The organism is Actinacidiphila acidipaludis (genome assembly GCF_019890725.1).
GTDB lineage: Bacteria > Actinomycetota > Actinomycetes > Streptomycetales > Streptomycetaceae > Actinacidiphila > Actinacidiphila acidipaludis.
In genome coordinates, this window is record NZ_JAINZZ010000004.1 from 166,849 (window position 1) to 181,424 (window position 14,576).

At 73.3% G+C, this 14,576-nt stretch carries 14 protein-coding genes; 3 read left to right on the forward strand and 11 right to left on the reverse strand.

Translation table 11 applies throughout. The features are described 5' to 3' along the window. Nucleotides 1-14: 14 nt before the first annotated feature. From K7862_RS05390 to K7862_RS05410, 5 genes are all read right to left on the reverse strand, one after another. Nucleotides 15-416 (reverse strand): (deoxy)nucleoside triphosphate pyrophosphohydrolase, encoded by a 402-nt coding sequence (locus K7862_RS05390; protein WP_308011851.1) that lies wholly within the window; start codon nt 414-416, stop codon nt 15-17. Beyond that, nucleotides 413-586, reverse strand: a complete 174-nt coding sequence (locus K7862_RS05395) for an SPOR domain-containing protein (RefSeq protein ID WP_222961171.1) — start codon at nt 584-586, stop codon at nt 413-415. The genes K7862_RS05390 and K7862_RS05395 overlap by 4 nt, the downstream gene beginning before the upstream one ends. Continuing rightward, complete coding sequence (locus K7862_RS05400) at nt 583-1,035, reverse strand: RpiB/LacA/LacB family sugar-phosphate isomerase (RefSeq protein WP_222961172.1); 453 nt, start codon at nt 1,033-1,035, stop codon at nt 583-585. The genes K7862_RS05395 and K7862_RS05400 overlap by 4 nt, the downstream gene beginning before the upstream one ends. Nucleotides 1,036-1,232: 197 nt before the next feature. Then, the gene (locus K7862_RS05405) at nt 1,233-1,985 is read right to left on the reverse strand and encodes a GntR family transcriptional regulator (RefSeq protein ID WP_222961173.1); all 753 of its coding nucleotides are present in this window, start codon (nt 1,983-1,985) and stop codon (nt 1,233-1,235) included. A 121-nt stretch (nt 1,986-2,106) separates the two neighbouring features. Continuing rightward, nucleotides 2,107-3,276, reverse strand: coding sequence for a DUF4190 domain-containing protein (locus K7862_RS05410; RefSeq protein WP_222961174.1), 1,170 nt, complete (start codon nt 3,274-3,276; stop codon nt 2,107-2,109). A gap of 128 nt (nt 3,277-3,404) precedes the next feature. Between K7862_RS05410 and K7862_RS05415 the strand changes: the two genes are divergently transcribed. After that, the gene (locus tag K7862_RS05415; protein ID WP_222961175.1) at nt 3,405-4,772 is read left to right on the forward strand and encodes a glycoside hydrolase family 18 protein; all 1,368 of its coding nucleotides are present in this window, start codon (nt 3,405-3,407) and stop codon (nt 4,770-4,772) included. Between the two features lie 129 nt (nt 4,773-4,901). Further along, a complete protein-coding gene (locus K7862_RS05420) occupies nt 4,902-5,771 on the forward strand; it encodes an alpha/beta fold hydrolase (protein ID WP_222961176.1) in 870 nt (289 codons plus the stop codon). 140 nt (nt 5,772-5,911) lie between these two features. On the opposite strand, the gene K7862_RS05425 is transcribed toward K7862_RS05420, so the two are convergent. Further along, nucleotides 5,912-6,697: a LysR family substrate-binding domain-containing protein gene (locus K7862_RS05425; protein ID WP_308011864.1), complete on the reverse strand. Its 786-nt coding sequence runs from the start codon at nt 6,695-6,697 to the stop codon at nt 5,912-5,914. Between the two features lie 153 nt (nt 6,698-6,850). On the opposite strand from K7862_RS05425, the gene K7862_RS05430 reads away from it, so the two are divergent. Continuing rightward, on the forward strand, nt 6,851-7,243 hold the full coding sequence (locus K7862_RS05430) for a DUF5997 family protein (RefSeq protein WP_222961181.1): 393 nt from the start codon (nt 6,851-6,853) through the stop codon (nt 7,241-7,243). Nucleotides 7,244-7,307: 64 nt separating this feature from the next. On the opposite strand, the gene K7862_RS05435 is transcribed toward K7862_RS05430, so the two are convergent. From K7862_RS05435 to K7862_RS05455, 5 genes are all read right to left on the reverse strand, one after another. Continuing rightward, on the reverse strand, nt 7,308-10,061 hold the full coding sequence (locus K7862_RS05435) for an alkaline phosphatase family protein (RefSeq protein ID WP_222961184.1): 2,754 nt from the start codon (nt 10,059-10,061) through the stop codon (nt 7,308-7,310). Between the two features lie 2 nt (nt 10,062-10,063). Next, nucleotides 10,064-11,443: an ABC transporter permease gene (locus tag K7862_RS05440; RefSeq protein WP_222961186.1), complete on the reverse strand. Its 1,380-nt coding sequence runs from the start codon at nt 11,441-11,443 to the stop codon at nt 10,064-10,066. Continuing rightward, the gene (locus K7862_RS05445; RefSeq protein WP_222961188.1) at nt 11,440-12,525 is read right to left on the reverse strand and encodes an ABC transporter ATP-binding protein; all 1,086 of its coding nucleotides are present in this window, start codon (nt 12,523-12,525) and stop codon (nt 11,440-11,442) included. The genes K7862_RS05440 and K7862_RS05445 overlap by 4 nt, the downstream gene beginning before the upstream one ends. Before the next feature lie 238 nt (nt 12,526-12,763). After that, nucleotides 12,764-13,528, reverse strand: a complete 765-nt coding sequence (locus K7862_RS05450) for an alpha/beta fold hydrolase (RefSeq protein ID WP_222961198.1) — start codon at nt 13,526-13,528, stop codon at nt 12,764-12,766. Between the two features lie 62 nt (nt 13,529-13,590). Beyond that, a complete protein-coding gene (locus K7862_RS05455; RefSeq protein ID WP_222961200.1) occupies nt 13,591-14,493 on the reverse strand; it encodes a bifunctional helix-turn-helix transcriptional regulator/GNAT family N-acetyltransferase in 903 nt (300 codons plus the stop codon). Between the last annotated feature and the right edge of the window lie 83 nt (nt 14,494-14,576).

Sequence of the window (14,576 nt, forward strand, 5' to 3'; positions counted from 1 at the left end):
GGCAGCCGCCGGGTTCATGCGCCGGGCGGCGAGAGCGCGGCGATCAGCGGGATCAGCGGCCGGTCGGCGGGGAGCCAGTCGAGGGCGGGGGCCTCGGCGGCGGTGACCCAGCGGATCTCGTCGTGGTCCTGCAGCGGGCGCGGGGTGCCGTCGAGGATGACGGCCGTCCACACGTGCAGGACGAGGCCGGCGGTCAACGGCCAGGCGCCGGGGACCCGTTCCAGGGGCCGCACGGTGATGCCCAGCTCCTCGCGCAGCTCCCGCACCAGGGCGTCCTCGACCCGCTCGCCCGGCTCGACCTTGCCGCCGGGCAGCTCCCAGCGGCCGGCCAGGTCGGGCGGCGCCGTACGGCGTGCGGCGAGCAGCCGGTCGCCGTCCAGTACGGCGCCCGCGACCACGACCCGCGGCTTGTTCACGCCTGGGCCGCTTTCGGCGCGATCCGTTCGATCACATAGGCCTGCCGGTCCCCCGCACCCAGCGTGGCCGCCACCCGCTCGGCCTCCGCCCGGGTGGCGTACCGGCCCACCCGGTAGCGGTTGCCGCTCTCGTCCTGGCGTATCAGGACCCACACCAGCTCCGCCGTCACGACGGTCGTCCCCCTTCGAGCGCGCTGAGATGCGCGACGTTGTCCCGGTCGTCCGGATCCTGGCTGGGTACGCCGGCGAACCAGGCGTCGAGGATCTCCCCGAGTACCGGCCCCGACAGCGTGCGCAGGCTCAGCGCCAGCGCGTTCGCGTCGTTCCACCTGCGCGCGCCGTCCGCGGTGTAGGCGTCGCCGCACAGCGCGGCTCGCACGCCGGGCACCTTGTTGGCGGCGATGGACGCACCCGTCCCGGTCCAGCAGCAGACGACGGCTTGGTCAGCTCCGCCCTCCGCCACCGCGCGCGCCGCCGCCTCCGCACTCCAGGCCCAGTCGGCGCGGTCGTCGGAGCGCAGCGCCCCGTAGGCCGCGACGATGTGCCCGCGGTGCCGCAGCTCGTCGACGAGCTGCCGGGCCACGGGCTCATCCATGTCCGAGGAAACGGCGATGCGCATATGCGCGACCCTACGCCCGAGGTTCACAGCGCGGGTACGGATTACCACGAAGAGGAACCGATCCGGCCAGGCGCAGGCACGAAAAATTGACGCCCCGTCAACCCGCGGCGCCGGAATTCACCCCAAGGAGTGAGCCACTGCCGCCGGTGGGACGCGCCACCGCCGCTCGCCGGCCGCCGCGGGCCGGCCCACGGCCGTCACCGCACCGGCAGGTGGTACACCGCGCGGTAGCGCTCGGCGGGGATGACCACGTCCGCGGTCTCCACGGGGCGGCCGGACGCGAAATAGGTGCGGCGGATCTCGATGACGATGTGCCCGGGGACCCCGCCGAGCGCGGCGGCCTCCTCGGCGAGCCCGGGGCGCGCCCCGACCTCCTCGGCCATGTGGTCGACCATCACCTCGATCGCCGCCATCCGCGGCACCACGCCCTGCCCGCCGACCGGGCCCTCCTCCGGCAGCAGCACCGGCGTGCGGGCGGTCAGCGCGAGCGGCTCCCAGGAGGTGGACAGCATCGACGGCTCGCCCTCGGTGCGGAACACGTACTGGGTGCGCATCACCCGTTCGCCGGGCGCGATGGCCAGCCGCTCGGCGATGTCCGGGCCGGCCACGTCCTGCACGCTGCGTGACTCCCAGGTGCCCTTGCTGCCCTCGTCCGCCTGCTCCTGCCGGTACGGCGAGGGCGGACCGGAGGGCCGGTAGCCGCTGCGCACGATGCGGCGCGGCCGGGGCCGCTCACGGACGTAGGTGCCCGAACCCGAGCGGCCCTCGACGAAGCCCTCGGCCATCAGCACCTTGCGGGCCTCCAGGGCGACGGTGTCGGAGACGCCGTACTCGGTCCTGATCCGGGCCTGCGAGGGCAGCCGGGCGTGCGGGGGCAGCGTGCCGTCGAGGATCTTGCGCCGCAGGTCCTCGGCGACGCGGAGGTAGGCGGGCTGGTCACCGAAGGCCACGGGCCCCTCCCAGGGGGTTGACTGTCTGCGACAGCTTGGCAACCGTCGGTGCTCGTCCGCAAGCCTTCCCCTGAGCCTCACCGAACGCGTCCGCCCCGGCGCGCCCGGCGGGGGCGCCGCCTCAGACCCCCACGCCCGAGGAGCCGCCGGGCGACTTCACCGAGCCCGTCACCTTGCCGCCCTGGCTGCCGAAGAAGCAGGTCACGTCGCGGTCGCCGCGGTCCCAGCCCTCACGGGGCGGCAGGTAGTAGTAGATGTCCATGCCGTCGGAGAGCGAGGCGTCACCCAGGTAGTCGTCGGCGTACGACCCGCACTTGTCGTCCGCGACCCCCGAGATCGCGTCCACGCCCGGGTAGTCGTCACCCAGGCTGGAGTCGAGCGGGAAGACCGCGTACGTCTCCGCGTCGTGCTTGCCGGCACAGGGGACGACGTCGACGGTGGTCGACCGCGTGCCCTGTTCCCCGTAGTCCGACAGCGAGTGCCCGACGGTGTTGAAGCACTGGCCGGCCTTGAGGTCCTGGACCTGCGTGTTGCCCTCGTTCATGGCGCCGATCACCGCGAGGGTGACGATCAGTGCCGTCAGGACGGTCGACACGCTGCTGATGACGATGCCCGCGATCGCCAGGCCGCGGCCGCGCTGGCCGTTGCGGCGGATCTGGCGCAGCCCGAAGATGCCGAAGATCAGGCCGAGGAAGGGCACGCAGCCCGCCGCCAGCGAGACCACGAGCGCGGTGATGGCCAGGCCGTTGGTGGTCGGCTCGGCCGGGTACCAGCCGGGGCCGGGGTAGCCGTACGGGCCGGGCACCGAACCGTACGGGCCGCCGGCCGGGTACGGCCCCCCGGCCGGATAGGGCTGGGTCCCGTAGGGCTGGGTCCCGTAGGGCTGGGTCCCGTACGGCGGCTGCTGCCCGAACGGCGGCGTGCCATAGGGCGCCTGGGCGTGCGGCGCCTGCCCGTGGGGCGGCTGCGCGCCGTGCGGGGCGGGCGGCACGGGCGGCGGCCCGGCGGGTCCGCCCGCGGCCGGCGAGGGCAGGTCGGCGCCGACGGTGAGCGCGGCGTCGAACGGCGGCGGCGCGGGAGTGGGCGCGGGGGCGGGATGCGCCGTGCCGTCGGCCTGGGTCGGGATCGCCGCGGACGGCCACGCGTCCCGGGACGGACGCGCGTCCTCGGGCGCCGGGGCGCCCGCGGAGGAGCTGTCCGGGGAGGCGGTGCCGGCGGCCGGCGGCGCGGTCTCGTGCGACGGCGCGTCCTCGGGCGACGACGGAGACTCGGGCGGCGGGGGTATGTCCACCCGGGGAGTGTACGGGCCGCCCGGCGGGCCGGGTGGCCAGGCCGGGAACGGCGCCAACTGCCGTCGCTGTCGTACGTGTTCCGTCGTTCCCCTTGACCGGTATTGGTCTAGGCCAATAGCGTCCGGCCATGCGTCGTCGAATCCTCGGCCGTATGGCCGCGACGGCCGCCACCCTCTCGGTGGTCGCCGTCCTGCCCGCCCTCGCCGGCGGCAGCTCCGCGCAAGCCCACGACGGTACCGGCTTCCCCGCCAACTCGTCGTACAAGAGCGTCGGTTACTTCACCCAGTGGGGCATCTACGGACGCAACTACCAGGTGAAGAACGTCGAGACGTCCGGCACCGCCGCCAAGCTGACCCATCTCAACTACGCGTTCGCCAACATCGGCGCCGACGGGACCTGCTTCGAGGGCAACGTCCCGGGCCAGGCCGACGCGTGGGCCGACTACCAGCACCCGGTGGACGCCGCCACGTCGGTGGACGGCACCGCGGACACCGCCGACCAGCCGCTGGCCGGCAACTTCAACCAGCTCCGTGAGCTCAAGGCCGCCAACCCCGGCCTGAAGGTCATGATCTCGATCGGCGGCTGGAGCTGGTCCACCCACTTCTCGGACGCGGCCAGGACCGCCGCCTCCCGCCAGGCGCTCGTCGCGTCCTGCCTGGACATGTTCATCAAGGGCAACCTGCCGCTGCTCGACGGCAAGGGCGGCCCGGGCTCGGCGGCCGGCCTGTTCGACGGCGTCGACATCGACTGGGAGTGGCCCGGCTCCGCCGGCGACACCGCCACGGTCTACCGGCCCGAGGACAAGCAGAACTTCACCGCCCTGGCGGCCGAGTTCCGCCGGCAGCTCGACGCCTACGGCCGCACCACCCACAAGCACTACGACCTGTCCGCGTTCCTGCCCGCCGCCCCGGCGAAGATCGACGCGGGCTTCGAGGCACGGAAGATCTTCCGGTACCTCGACTTCGGCACCGTCCAGGGCTACGACTTCCACGGCCCGTACGAGGCGACCACCAACCAGCAGTCGGCGCTGCGCGCCCCGCGCACCAGCCCCGTCCCGAACGACTTCAGCGACAGCCAGGCGATCGGCGACTGGCTGCGCCGGGGCGCCCCGGCCCGCCGGCTCGTGCTCGGCGTGCCGTTCTACGGCCAGGGCTGGACCGGCGTGCCGGACGGCGGCACGGCGGGCCTGTTCCAGCCGTCCACCGGCCCGGCGCCGGCCACCTGGCAGGCGGGCAACGAGGACTACCACGCGCTGAAGGTCCTGGCCCAGTCCGGCACCTACACCGTCCACCGCGACGTCAAGGACGGCTTCGCCTGGCTCTACGACGGCACCGACTTCTGGACCTACGACGACCCGCAGGTCATCGCCCAGAAGACGGCGTTCATCCGGGACGCGCACCTCGGCGGGGCCATGGTGTGGTCGCTGGACGGCGACACCTCCGACGGTGAGCTGATGTCCGCGATCCACAACGGCCTGGCCTCCCACCACCGCTGAGGACCGGCCACCGCCCCTGACGGCGGGTCACCGCACGGTGCCCGGGCTCCCCACCCTGCCGGGGAGCCCGGGCACCGCCGTCCCCGGAAAGGGCTGGCCGCCCGGCCGGAAACAGGTGATCCTCGGGGTATGCCGACCTTCACCGCCCCCGACGGGACCACGCTCGCGTACCGCCTCGACGGCAGGGGCGGGCCCCTGGTCTGCCTGCCCGGTGGGCCGATGCGGGCCTCGGTCTACCTCGGCGACCTGGCCGGCCTCGCGTCCCACCGCACCCTGGTCCTGCTCGACCTGCGCGGCACGGGCGCGTCGCAGAAGCCGGCCGACCCGGAGACGTACCGCTGCGACCGCCAGGTGCCGGACGTCGAGGCGCTCCGCGTCCACCTCGGGCTGGAGCGGATGGACCTCCTGGCCCACTCGGCGGCCGGCGACCTGGCCCTGGCGTACGCCGCGGCGCACCCCGGCCGCGTCAACTCGCTGACCCTCGTGGCCGCGAGGGGCCGCACGCTCGGCATCGACTTCACCCCCGACCACCGCCGCGAGGCGGCGGCGCTGCGCGTCTGCGAGCCCTGGTACCCGGCGGCCGCCGTCGCCCTGGAGAAGTCCTTCGCGGGCACCGCCAGCGACGCCGACTGGGACGCGATGATCCCGCTGTTCTACGGCCGCTGGGACGCCGCCGCCCAGGCGCACAGCGCCGCGGACGTCGTCGAGTCCAACGAGGAGGCCGGCGACCGCTACGCCTCCGCCGGCGCGTTCGAGCCCGCGGCCGCCCGCAGGGCCGTCGCGGGGCTCACCGCGCCCGTGCTGTTCTACGCCGGGGAACTCGACGGCGGCCCGCTCCCCCGGGTGGCCGCCGAGATCGCCTCCCTCGTCCCCGACGCGCGGCTGGTCGTCCAGCCGGGCGGCGGCCACTTCCCCTGGCTGGACGACCCGGACCACTTCAGGCGCACGGTGGTCGCCTTCCTCGACGCGGTGCCGCCCGTCCCGGCGCGCGACGCCTGACGCGCTGACGCACCGCCGCCCGGTCCGCACACTCGGCCGCGGTCACCCGCCCGGCAGCCCGGAGGCGGCCGGTCGCCCGGCGCGCGGTGAGCCCGGGGAGCAGCCGGCCGAGCAGGGCGGGCCGGGCGCGCGGCAGCGGGTCAGGAGCGGCCGCGGGGCTTGCCGCGGCGGGCGCCGGAGCCGGAACGGGACCCCGCGGAACCGGACTGGGGACCGGGGGCGCGCTTGCCCGCCCTGGCGGTCCGGGAGGCGCCCTGGCCGGTCGAGGCGCCCTTGGCGCCCTTCCTGTCCCCCGCGCCCCCCGCCGCCTTGGCCCTGGCGGGCTTGGACTTCTCCGCGGCCCGCTCCTGGGCCGCGCGTCCGCGGGTGCTGTTGACCGTGCGGCCGCGGACGATGCCGATGAAGTCGTCGACCAGGTCGGTCGTCGCGTCCTCCCGCCAGGACAGGGCGACCTGGGACTGCGGGGCGTCGGTGAGCGGCCGGTAGGTCAGGTCCCTGCGGTGGTACAGCCGGGCCAGCGACTGCGGGACGACGAGCAGGCCCACGCCGGCCGCGACCAGCTCGATCGCGTCCGCGGTGGTGGCCGGGCGCTCGAACGCCGGACGTCCGGGGGGCCCGTCGGGCCAGTCGAGGCTGTCGTCGAGCGGGTGCTGCACGATCTCGTCCGCCAGGTCGTCCAGGGTCACCTCGTCGGCGGCGGCCACGAAGTGGTCCTTGGGGACCACCACCACGGTCGTCTCGGTGTAGAGCGGGATGGCGCTGAGGTCGGTGCGGTCGACGGGCAGCCGCAGCAGACCCGCGTCGGCGCCGCGCTCCCGCAGCAGCCCGCCGGCCCCGGTGGCGTCGACCGGGACCAGTTCGAGCCGGACCTCCGGCCGGCGCTCGTTCCAGATCCGCACCCACTTGCCGGGCGTCACGCCGGGCACGTAGGCGAGCCGGAACGGCGGATTCGCGGTGCCGGGCGAGGAACCGGAGGGAGTACCGGGGGCGGAGGGGGAGGGATCCGACGGGCCTGTCACCTGGCCAGGCTATCTCGGGGGCGGCGGGAGAGGGATCCCGCGCTGGTTACCCTGGACGGCATGACGTCGCAGAAGACCACCCAGACGATGAAGCCCGCCACCGCGGCGAAGAAGCTGGGTGTGTACCTCCAGGCCACCCCCGCCGACTTCCAGGAGGGCACCGTCTCCCGCGACGAGCTGAACGCCCTCCAGGCCGATCCGCCCGCGTGGCTGCAGGAGCTGCGCCGCAACGGCCCGCACCCGCGGCCGGTCGTGGCGGCCCGCCTCGGCGTCTCCATCGCGGGACTCGCCCGCGGCGGCGTCACCGAGCCGCTCACCACGACGCAGATCGAGGAGCTCAGGGACGAGAGCCCGGAGTGGCTGCTCCGTGAGCGCGCCACCCAGGCCGAGGTCCGCAAGGAGGCCGAGCGGATCAAGAAGAAGCACCAGGAGCAGGACGCCGCCGGCCACTGAGCACGGCAGGAGGGCCCCCGCCCGGCTTGCCGCCGGGCGGGGGCCCTCCTGTGTGATCAGATGATCAGTCGTCGCTGTCCGACGACGGGATGTACGCGCCGGGCACCTCGTCCGGCGTCAGGATCTTGCTGTCGCCCGGGTACGGCTTGGTCCAGTTGTGGCTGTCGTACCAGGTGTAGCGGTTCATCTGCTCCGGGTTGGCGAAGTCCGGCACCGCCTTGTCGCCGGTCAGCCGCTGGTGCGACTTCCAGGTGTTCCACTGCGCGGCGACGTTCTTCTCGGCCGCGGGCACGACCGCGCTCGTCGGCGCGGGCGCCGCGCTCGGGTCCTGCGCCGCGGGGGTGTCGACACCGCAGGTCGGCGCGGGCGAGACGCCGAGGGTCAGCGAGGTCTTGTTCTGCACCGCGGTGAACGGCGTGAAGTCGGGGTGGTTGGTGAAGGCCCCGTACATCGGCGTGGCGGCGCTGTCGAGCTGGTTCATCGGCTGGATGCCGAGGATCTGCTCGATGGTGCGCATCATCGTGATCTGCGAGTAGTAGTGGTTGTCGACCACGCCGTGCTGGGCGTACGGGCTGATGACCTGGATCGGCGCACGGTGGCCGTCGACGTGGTCGAGGCCGGCCTGGGAGTCGTCCTCGACGATGAAGATCGCCGAGTCCTTCCAGTACTTGCTGTGCGTGATCTCGTCCACCGTCCGGCCGACCGCGAGGTCGTTGTCCGCGACCTGGGCGGCCGAGTTGGCCGGGCCGCCGGTGTGGTCGTTGGAGTACCAGAACATGTTCAGGTTCGCAGGACCGTTCTTCTCGAAGTCCTGCTTCCAGATCTGCTCCTTGTAGACGTCCGGGACGCTGGTGTCGAACAGCGGGAAGCCGGGCGCCGACACCTTGTTCAGCGACGGGATCGCCGAGCCGGTCTGGATCGGGTACTGGGTCGCGGCGCCGGTGGAGTCCATCGTCTTCGCGTCGCAGTACAGGTTCTGCCACGTCGCGCCGGCCGGCTTGCTCTCCAGCGACTGGAACTCGCCGAAGTCCCGGACGGTCTTGCCGGCCGCCTGCGCGCCGGACCAGATGAAGCCGCTCTTCTGGTGGCCGAGGACGTCGTTCTCGGTGTCGTAGCTGCGGGTGTACTCGCCGGCCGACGACTCGGTGTACTCCGGGTTGTCGGACTGCATCAGCCAGTTGTGGCCCTCGGCCGAGTTCGTGCCGACGTCGTAGAAGTTGTCGTAGAGCCCGAACTGCTCGGCCAGCGCGTGCTGGTTGGGCGTGACGTTCTCACCGAACTGCGTCACCGACGGGTCGCCGTTGCCCTGCGGCATGTCACCGAAGACCTGGTCGTAGGTCCGGTTCTCCTTGACGAGCAGGAAGACGTGCTTGATCGTCGACGGGTCGCCGATCCGGCCGGGCACGGCCACGGCCTTGGCCTTCTTGCCCTGGGCCTGCTTGACGTCACCGTTGGTCCAGCCGTTCTGCTGGAAGACCTTGCCGGTGTAGGAGCGGATGACCTTGTCGCTCGGCAGCGTGAACTGCGTGAGGCTCGACGTGGTGTCGTGGGTGCCGTGCCCGGCCGCGGTGGTGGGGCGGCGGGCGTCGATGCCACGCGTGTTGGAGACGACGACGTTCTTGCCGACGGTGGTGATCTCCGCCGGGAAGTAGTCCGTCGGCAGCAGGCCGACGTACGACACCGGCTCCTGCGGGCTGGTGTAGCGGTAGACGGCGACCGCGTTGGCGCGGCCCAGCGTCACCAGCAGCCGGCCGTCGTCGGTGAGCGTCACCGCGTTGGGCTCGTAGCCGACCGACGCCTCCGGCCAGGGCTGGGTGGCGATGGTCTGCACGACCTTGTCACGGGCGGTGCTGATCACCGACACCTTGTTGTCGGCGGTGTTGGTGACGAACACCGCGCCGTTCCTGGCGTAGACGGCGGTCGGGTGCAGACCGACGTCGATGGTGCCGACGGCGGCGGACGCGTCCGCCACGTTGACGACGCTCACGGTGCCGGTGGTGGAGGCGCCCGTGTCGGCGTTGGCGACCACGTCGGTGCCGTACGAGTTGATGGTGGTGTCGCCGGCCTTCGCCGGACGGCCGCCCTCGTTGCTGACGTAGAGCTTGTCGCCGACCAGGGCGAGGCCGCGCGGGGCGTTGCCCACCGCCCAGCTCTGCTTGATGGCGCCGGTCGCGGAGTCGATGGCGACGACGCGGTTCTGGCCGTTGACCGCGGAGTACACGGTCGAACCGTCGGCCGAGAACACCGCGGCGCCGACCAGCGCGTGCTTGGAGCCGTCCACCGGGATCGCGACGTTCACGGGGTTGGCGAGGGTGCCGTCCGCGTTCACGGTGAACTTCGTGTAGCCGTCGCTCTGGCCCAGCCAGAGCTGCTTGCCGTCGGGCGAGTACGTCGGGCCCTCTTGGCCGACGGACGCGCTCTTGATCTTCAGGGTGTCGGCCGCGTTGGTGCCGACCTTCTGCTTCACCGCCCCGGTCTTGAGGTCCATCAGGACCAGCGCCGCGTCACCGTCGGTGACCGCGGCCGCCAGCGTCGTGCCGTCCGGGCTCACCGTCGACGACATGATCTTGCCGTCGTTGATGACGGTGCGGCTGCCGTAGGGGTTGATGTACTGGTCGTCGGCGACGACCTGGCCCTTGGAGGTGACCTGGCCGACCTGCTGGGTGCCGAACTGCTGCGTCGAGGCGACGGCGGTGCCCGTGACGCCCAGGGCGACCGTGATGCACGCCGTCACCAGGGTGGTCCTGCGGCCGACGCGCCGGCCGAGAAGGGTGAGTCCCGCCTTCTCGCTGGTGCGACGCTGCCGTATTACCTGCATGGTTATCCCTTCGGGGTGGTGGACAGCAGGTCGACGTTCCCGTCGAACTGCCACAACGGGTTCGGCGCGTCCCCCTGCGGGGTGTGCACCAGGAAGTAGCCGTTTACTTCCTTCGGTCCGTCGCCGTCGGCGACGTACCGCCCGTCTGCGGTGATGTCGAGCTGGTAGATGGCCGTCCCGGTGAGCTGGACGCCGGGGACGTGCCACGACACGACGCAGCGCCAGTCGTTGCCGGCGCCCTCCGCGTCGTGCTGCACGTCGCTCTTGGCGCACGCGGCCGTCGACCGCAGCTGTGCCTCGGTGACGGCGGGACGGTTGAGTTCGGCGGTCTGCATCCGGTACAGGTGCGCGAAGGCGGTGGCGAGCGAGCGCTCCACCTTCGCCTGGGTGATCCCGGAACTCGTGGAGGGAGTCGCCACGGCGACCACCGCGATCGTGGCGCCGAGCAGGGCGGCCAGCGGCACGAACCCGGCCGCGAACGCGCGGCGGCCGGAGGTGTCGCTGGTCAGGTTGGTGAAGTCGCGTCGCAGGAACAGCAGATACGCCAGCGTCGTGGCCAGCAGCGCCCACAGCAGGCTGACCGCGATGCCGAGCAGCAGCGGGCCGGTCTGCCGCGGGTCGGCGAACAGCCCGTTCCAGGCGATGAACGCGTAGCCGGGCAGCGCGACGCGGACCGCGACCGGCAGCGGCAGCATCTGGGCGAGCTGCATCGTCAGGGCGACCAGCGCGGGCAGCAGCAGCCCCATCGGGGACCGGCCGAGCGTGACCGACCCGAGCAGGCCGATCGCGGCCAGCGCCAGCGTCGGCGCGATGACGCACGCCCAGGCCAGGAAGACGTCCCCCGCGGCGGCCGACGGCGACAGCAGGTGGTCGTCCAGGCCGACCAGCGCGTGGTTGCCCTCCGCGAGGAGACCGCCCACCACACCGGAGACGGCGAGCCCGGCCACCATCAGCAGGATGACGGTGAGGCTGGCGAGCGCCTTCGCCGCGAAGATCCGCCGCGGCGAGCGCACCGCGACCAGCAGGTGGCGCCAGGTGCCGAGCCGGTCCTCGGAGGCGAACACGTCCCCGGCGACCACCGAGGTCAGCAGCGGGAGCGCCCAGGTGCCGGCGAAGCCGAGCACCACGAGCGGACCGGCCCAGCCGGTCGCGTGCATCCAGCGGCCGAAGAGGGTGTCCGTGGGAAGGGTGCTCTGCTGCCCCACGGCCGCGACGAACAGCCCGGGGGCGAGCCAGCAGGCCAGCACGAGGAGGCGGATCCGCCACTGCGAGACCAGCTTGACCACTTCGAAGCGGTAGCCGCGGGCGATGGAGACGGGGTGGGCGCGGGGGGCGGCACCGACAACGTTGTCGTCCTCCAGGGTCGCGGTTGCGGCGGTCATCGGGCGGCCTCCTGCGGCTCCTGCTCGTCCTGCGGGCTGTCCTCGTCCTGATGGTTCTGCGGTGCGTGCGCGGCGTCCGTGGCATGCGTGGTGTGCGCGGCGTGCGCGGTGTGCGCGGCGTGCGGCGCTTGTTCGCCGGGCTCGGCCGGCTCGTCGCGGCCGCCGGTCAGGGCCAGGAACGCGGCCTCCAACGGCGAGACGACGGGGGCGAGTTCACGGACCGCGACGCCGTCGCGGACCAGCCGCGCCACCAGGTCGTCGAGGGCCGGCACCAGGCCGCGCACGACCAGCGCCTCCGCGCCGCGCCACTGCCCGCCGTGCTCGACGACACGCATGCCGGGGGTGGCGGCGGCCAGTTCGCGGGCGGCCCTCGGATCGGAGGTCAGCAGCCGGTAGTCCAGCTCGCGGTTCTCCGCGGCGAGCTTGCCCAGCGGTCCGGAGAAGACGATCCGCCCGGTGGAGAGGATGGTGACCTCGGAGCACAGGGCTTCCAGGTCGTCCATGCGGTGACTGGAGAGCACGACAGCGGTGCCCTCGGCGGCCAGCCGGAGCAGGACGCCGTGCACGTGCTTCTTGCCAGCCGGGTCAAGGCCGTTGGCCGGCTCGTCCAGCACCAGCAGCCGGGGGCTGGTGAGCAGGGCGGCGGCGAGGCCGAGGCGCTGGCGCATGCCGAGGGAGAAGCCGCGGATGCGGTCGTCGGCGACGTCGGTGAGACCGACCTCGGCGAGAGCCCGGTCGATGCCGGGGGTGCCGGAGCCCTGGCCGCGGAGGGCGGCGAGCGCGGCGAGGTTCTGCCGGGCGGTGAGGGAGGGGTACAGGCCGGGGCCGTCGACGAATCCGGCGACACCGTCGGGGGCCGCCAGGGCCCGGCCGACCGGGGTGCCGAGGATCTCCAGGACCCCGCCGTCGGCCGCGGACAGTCCCAGCATCAGACCCAGCAGGGTCGTCTTGCCGGCGCCGTTGGGTCCGACCAGTCCGTGGACCTGACCCCGTGCGACGTCCAGGTCCACCCCGTCGAGCGCGACGACGTCACCGAAGCATTTGCTGATCCCACGTGCCCGTACCGCGAGGGCTGTCTCCATGGGTCCGCCTCCCTTCCCTGAGCCCCAAGGGAGGTTAGGGAGGCCGGAAAGCGCCTGCCTGGACCGGAAGTTGAACGGTCGGCGAACGACAGACGTCCGACCCGGTGCACTCATGTCCCGGGGTGGCGAAGGGAGTTGCGGCTCACCCTACGGAGCGGTAAATGCGCCCTCCGCGACGGACGGCCCCGCGGCCGAGCGGCGGCCCGGCACAGCGGCCACGCGCTCGGGCGGCGGTCGGTCAGACGGCGGCGCGCGGGTCGCGCAGGAAGTCGAGCATCATCCGGGTGACCTCGGCGGGGCGCTCCATGGAGGGCAGGTGACCGGCCCAGGGGAGCTCCACGTGGCGTGCGTCCGGGAGCAGGTCCGGCAGGCGGGCGGCGATGCGGCGGAAGTCGGGCAGGTCATGGGCCCCCGAGACGGCGAGGCAGGGCGCCTTGGCCGCGGCGATGTCGAAGTCGACTTCCAGCGAAGGGACTTCGGCGGCGGCGAGCTGCAGCTCGTAGGCCCGGCGCTGCATCACGCGGACCGCTTCCCTGACGGTGTCGCCTGCCTCCGGGCCGACCCAGGTGTCCACCATCAGCTCGACCGCTCCCGCGACGTCCCCGCCCTCGATCAGCGCGTCCTCGCGGTCGAGCACCGCCCGGAACTCCGGGGACTTCTCCTGCCGCACCGGCGACGCCGCGCACAGCAGGAGCAGTCCGGTCACCCGGTCCGGCCAGCGTGCGGCGACCTCCAGGGCGACGGCCCCGCCGAACGAGGACCCGACGACGACGGCGCGCTCGACACCGAGAGTGTCCAGCAGGTCGCGTACGTCGTCTGCGTCATCGCAGGGCTTATCCGCAGCCGGGCTCTCACCGAACCCCCGCAGGTCGCACCGCACCACCGTGCGTCCGGCCGCGGTCAGGGCGGCCCACTGCGGGTCCCACATCCGCCGGTCGCACACTCCGGAGTGCAGCAGCACCACCGCGGGGCCGTCCCCCGCCACGTCATGAGAAAGTGTCATCGGGCCCACCCTAGGACCCCTCCCCCGGCCCGGGCCGCCCATTTTCCGCGGGCGCCCGCCGGTCACTCCGGCGACGACGTGACGGCGACCCGCTTCTCGAACCAGTGGTGGGCGTAGGGCTCGTCGTTGAAGGCGGCCACCTCCTCGAAGCCGGAGGAGCGGTAGAGGCCGACGGCGGGGGTCAGGGCCTTGTTGGTGTCCAGGCGCAGCGTCCTGCGTCCGTGGGCCGCAGCCCGCGTCTCCAGTTCGGCCAGGAACCGGCGGCCGAGACCGAGCCGGCGCGCCCCGGGTGCGACCCACATGCGCTTGATCTCCGCGGGGGCGTCCGGCGGCAGCTTCAGCCCCGCGCAGCCGACGGGCTCGCCGTGCAGCCGCGCCACCAGGAACAGGCCGCGCGGCGGCCGCAGTTCACCGGCGTCGGGCAGCAGGCTGCGGGCGGGGTCGAAGCCGGTCGGGAACCGCTCGCTCAGCTCGGCGAAGTAGGCCTCCAGGCAGTGCCGGGCGTCGGGGTGACCGGGGTCGACCTCGTCCAGGGTGACCGTGGCGGCGGTCAGCAGCCGTTCGACCTCGTCCATGGCCGCGACCAGCCGGGCGCGCTGCGCCGAGTTGAGCGGTTCGAGCAGCGACCCGGCCAGTTCGTCGCTGCCGGCGTCCAACTGCCCGCGCTCGGAGCGGCCTTCCGCGGTGAGCCGCACGGTGCGCACGCGCCGGTCGTCGTGCTGCGCCTCGACCGTCACCAGGCCGGCGGTCTCCAGCGAGCGCAGCAGCCGGCTGACGTACCCGGAGTCGAGCCCGAGCCGCTCGCGCAGCCGCCGCACATCGGTGCCGTGCTCGCCGATCTCCCACAGCAGCCGCGCCTCCCCGATCGGCCGGTCACGGCCGAGGTAGTGGTCGTGCAGCACCCCCACGCGCTCGGTCACCGTGCGGTTGAACCGCCGTACCAGTTCGATCTGCGCCTGATCCATTCTCTGACTCTAGTCAGAGAAATGCCCGCGGGCTATCCGCGGGAGACCCTCGGGAGACCCGCGGGCCAGGGGAAAGGGGTAGG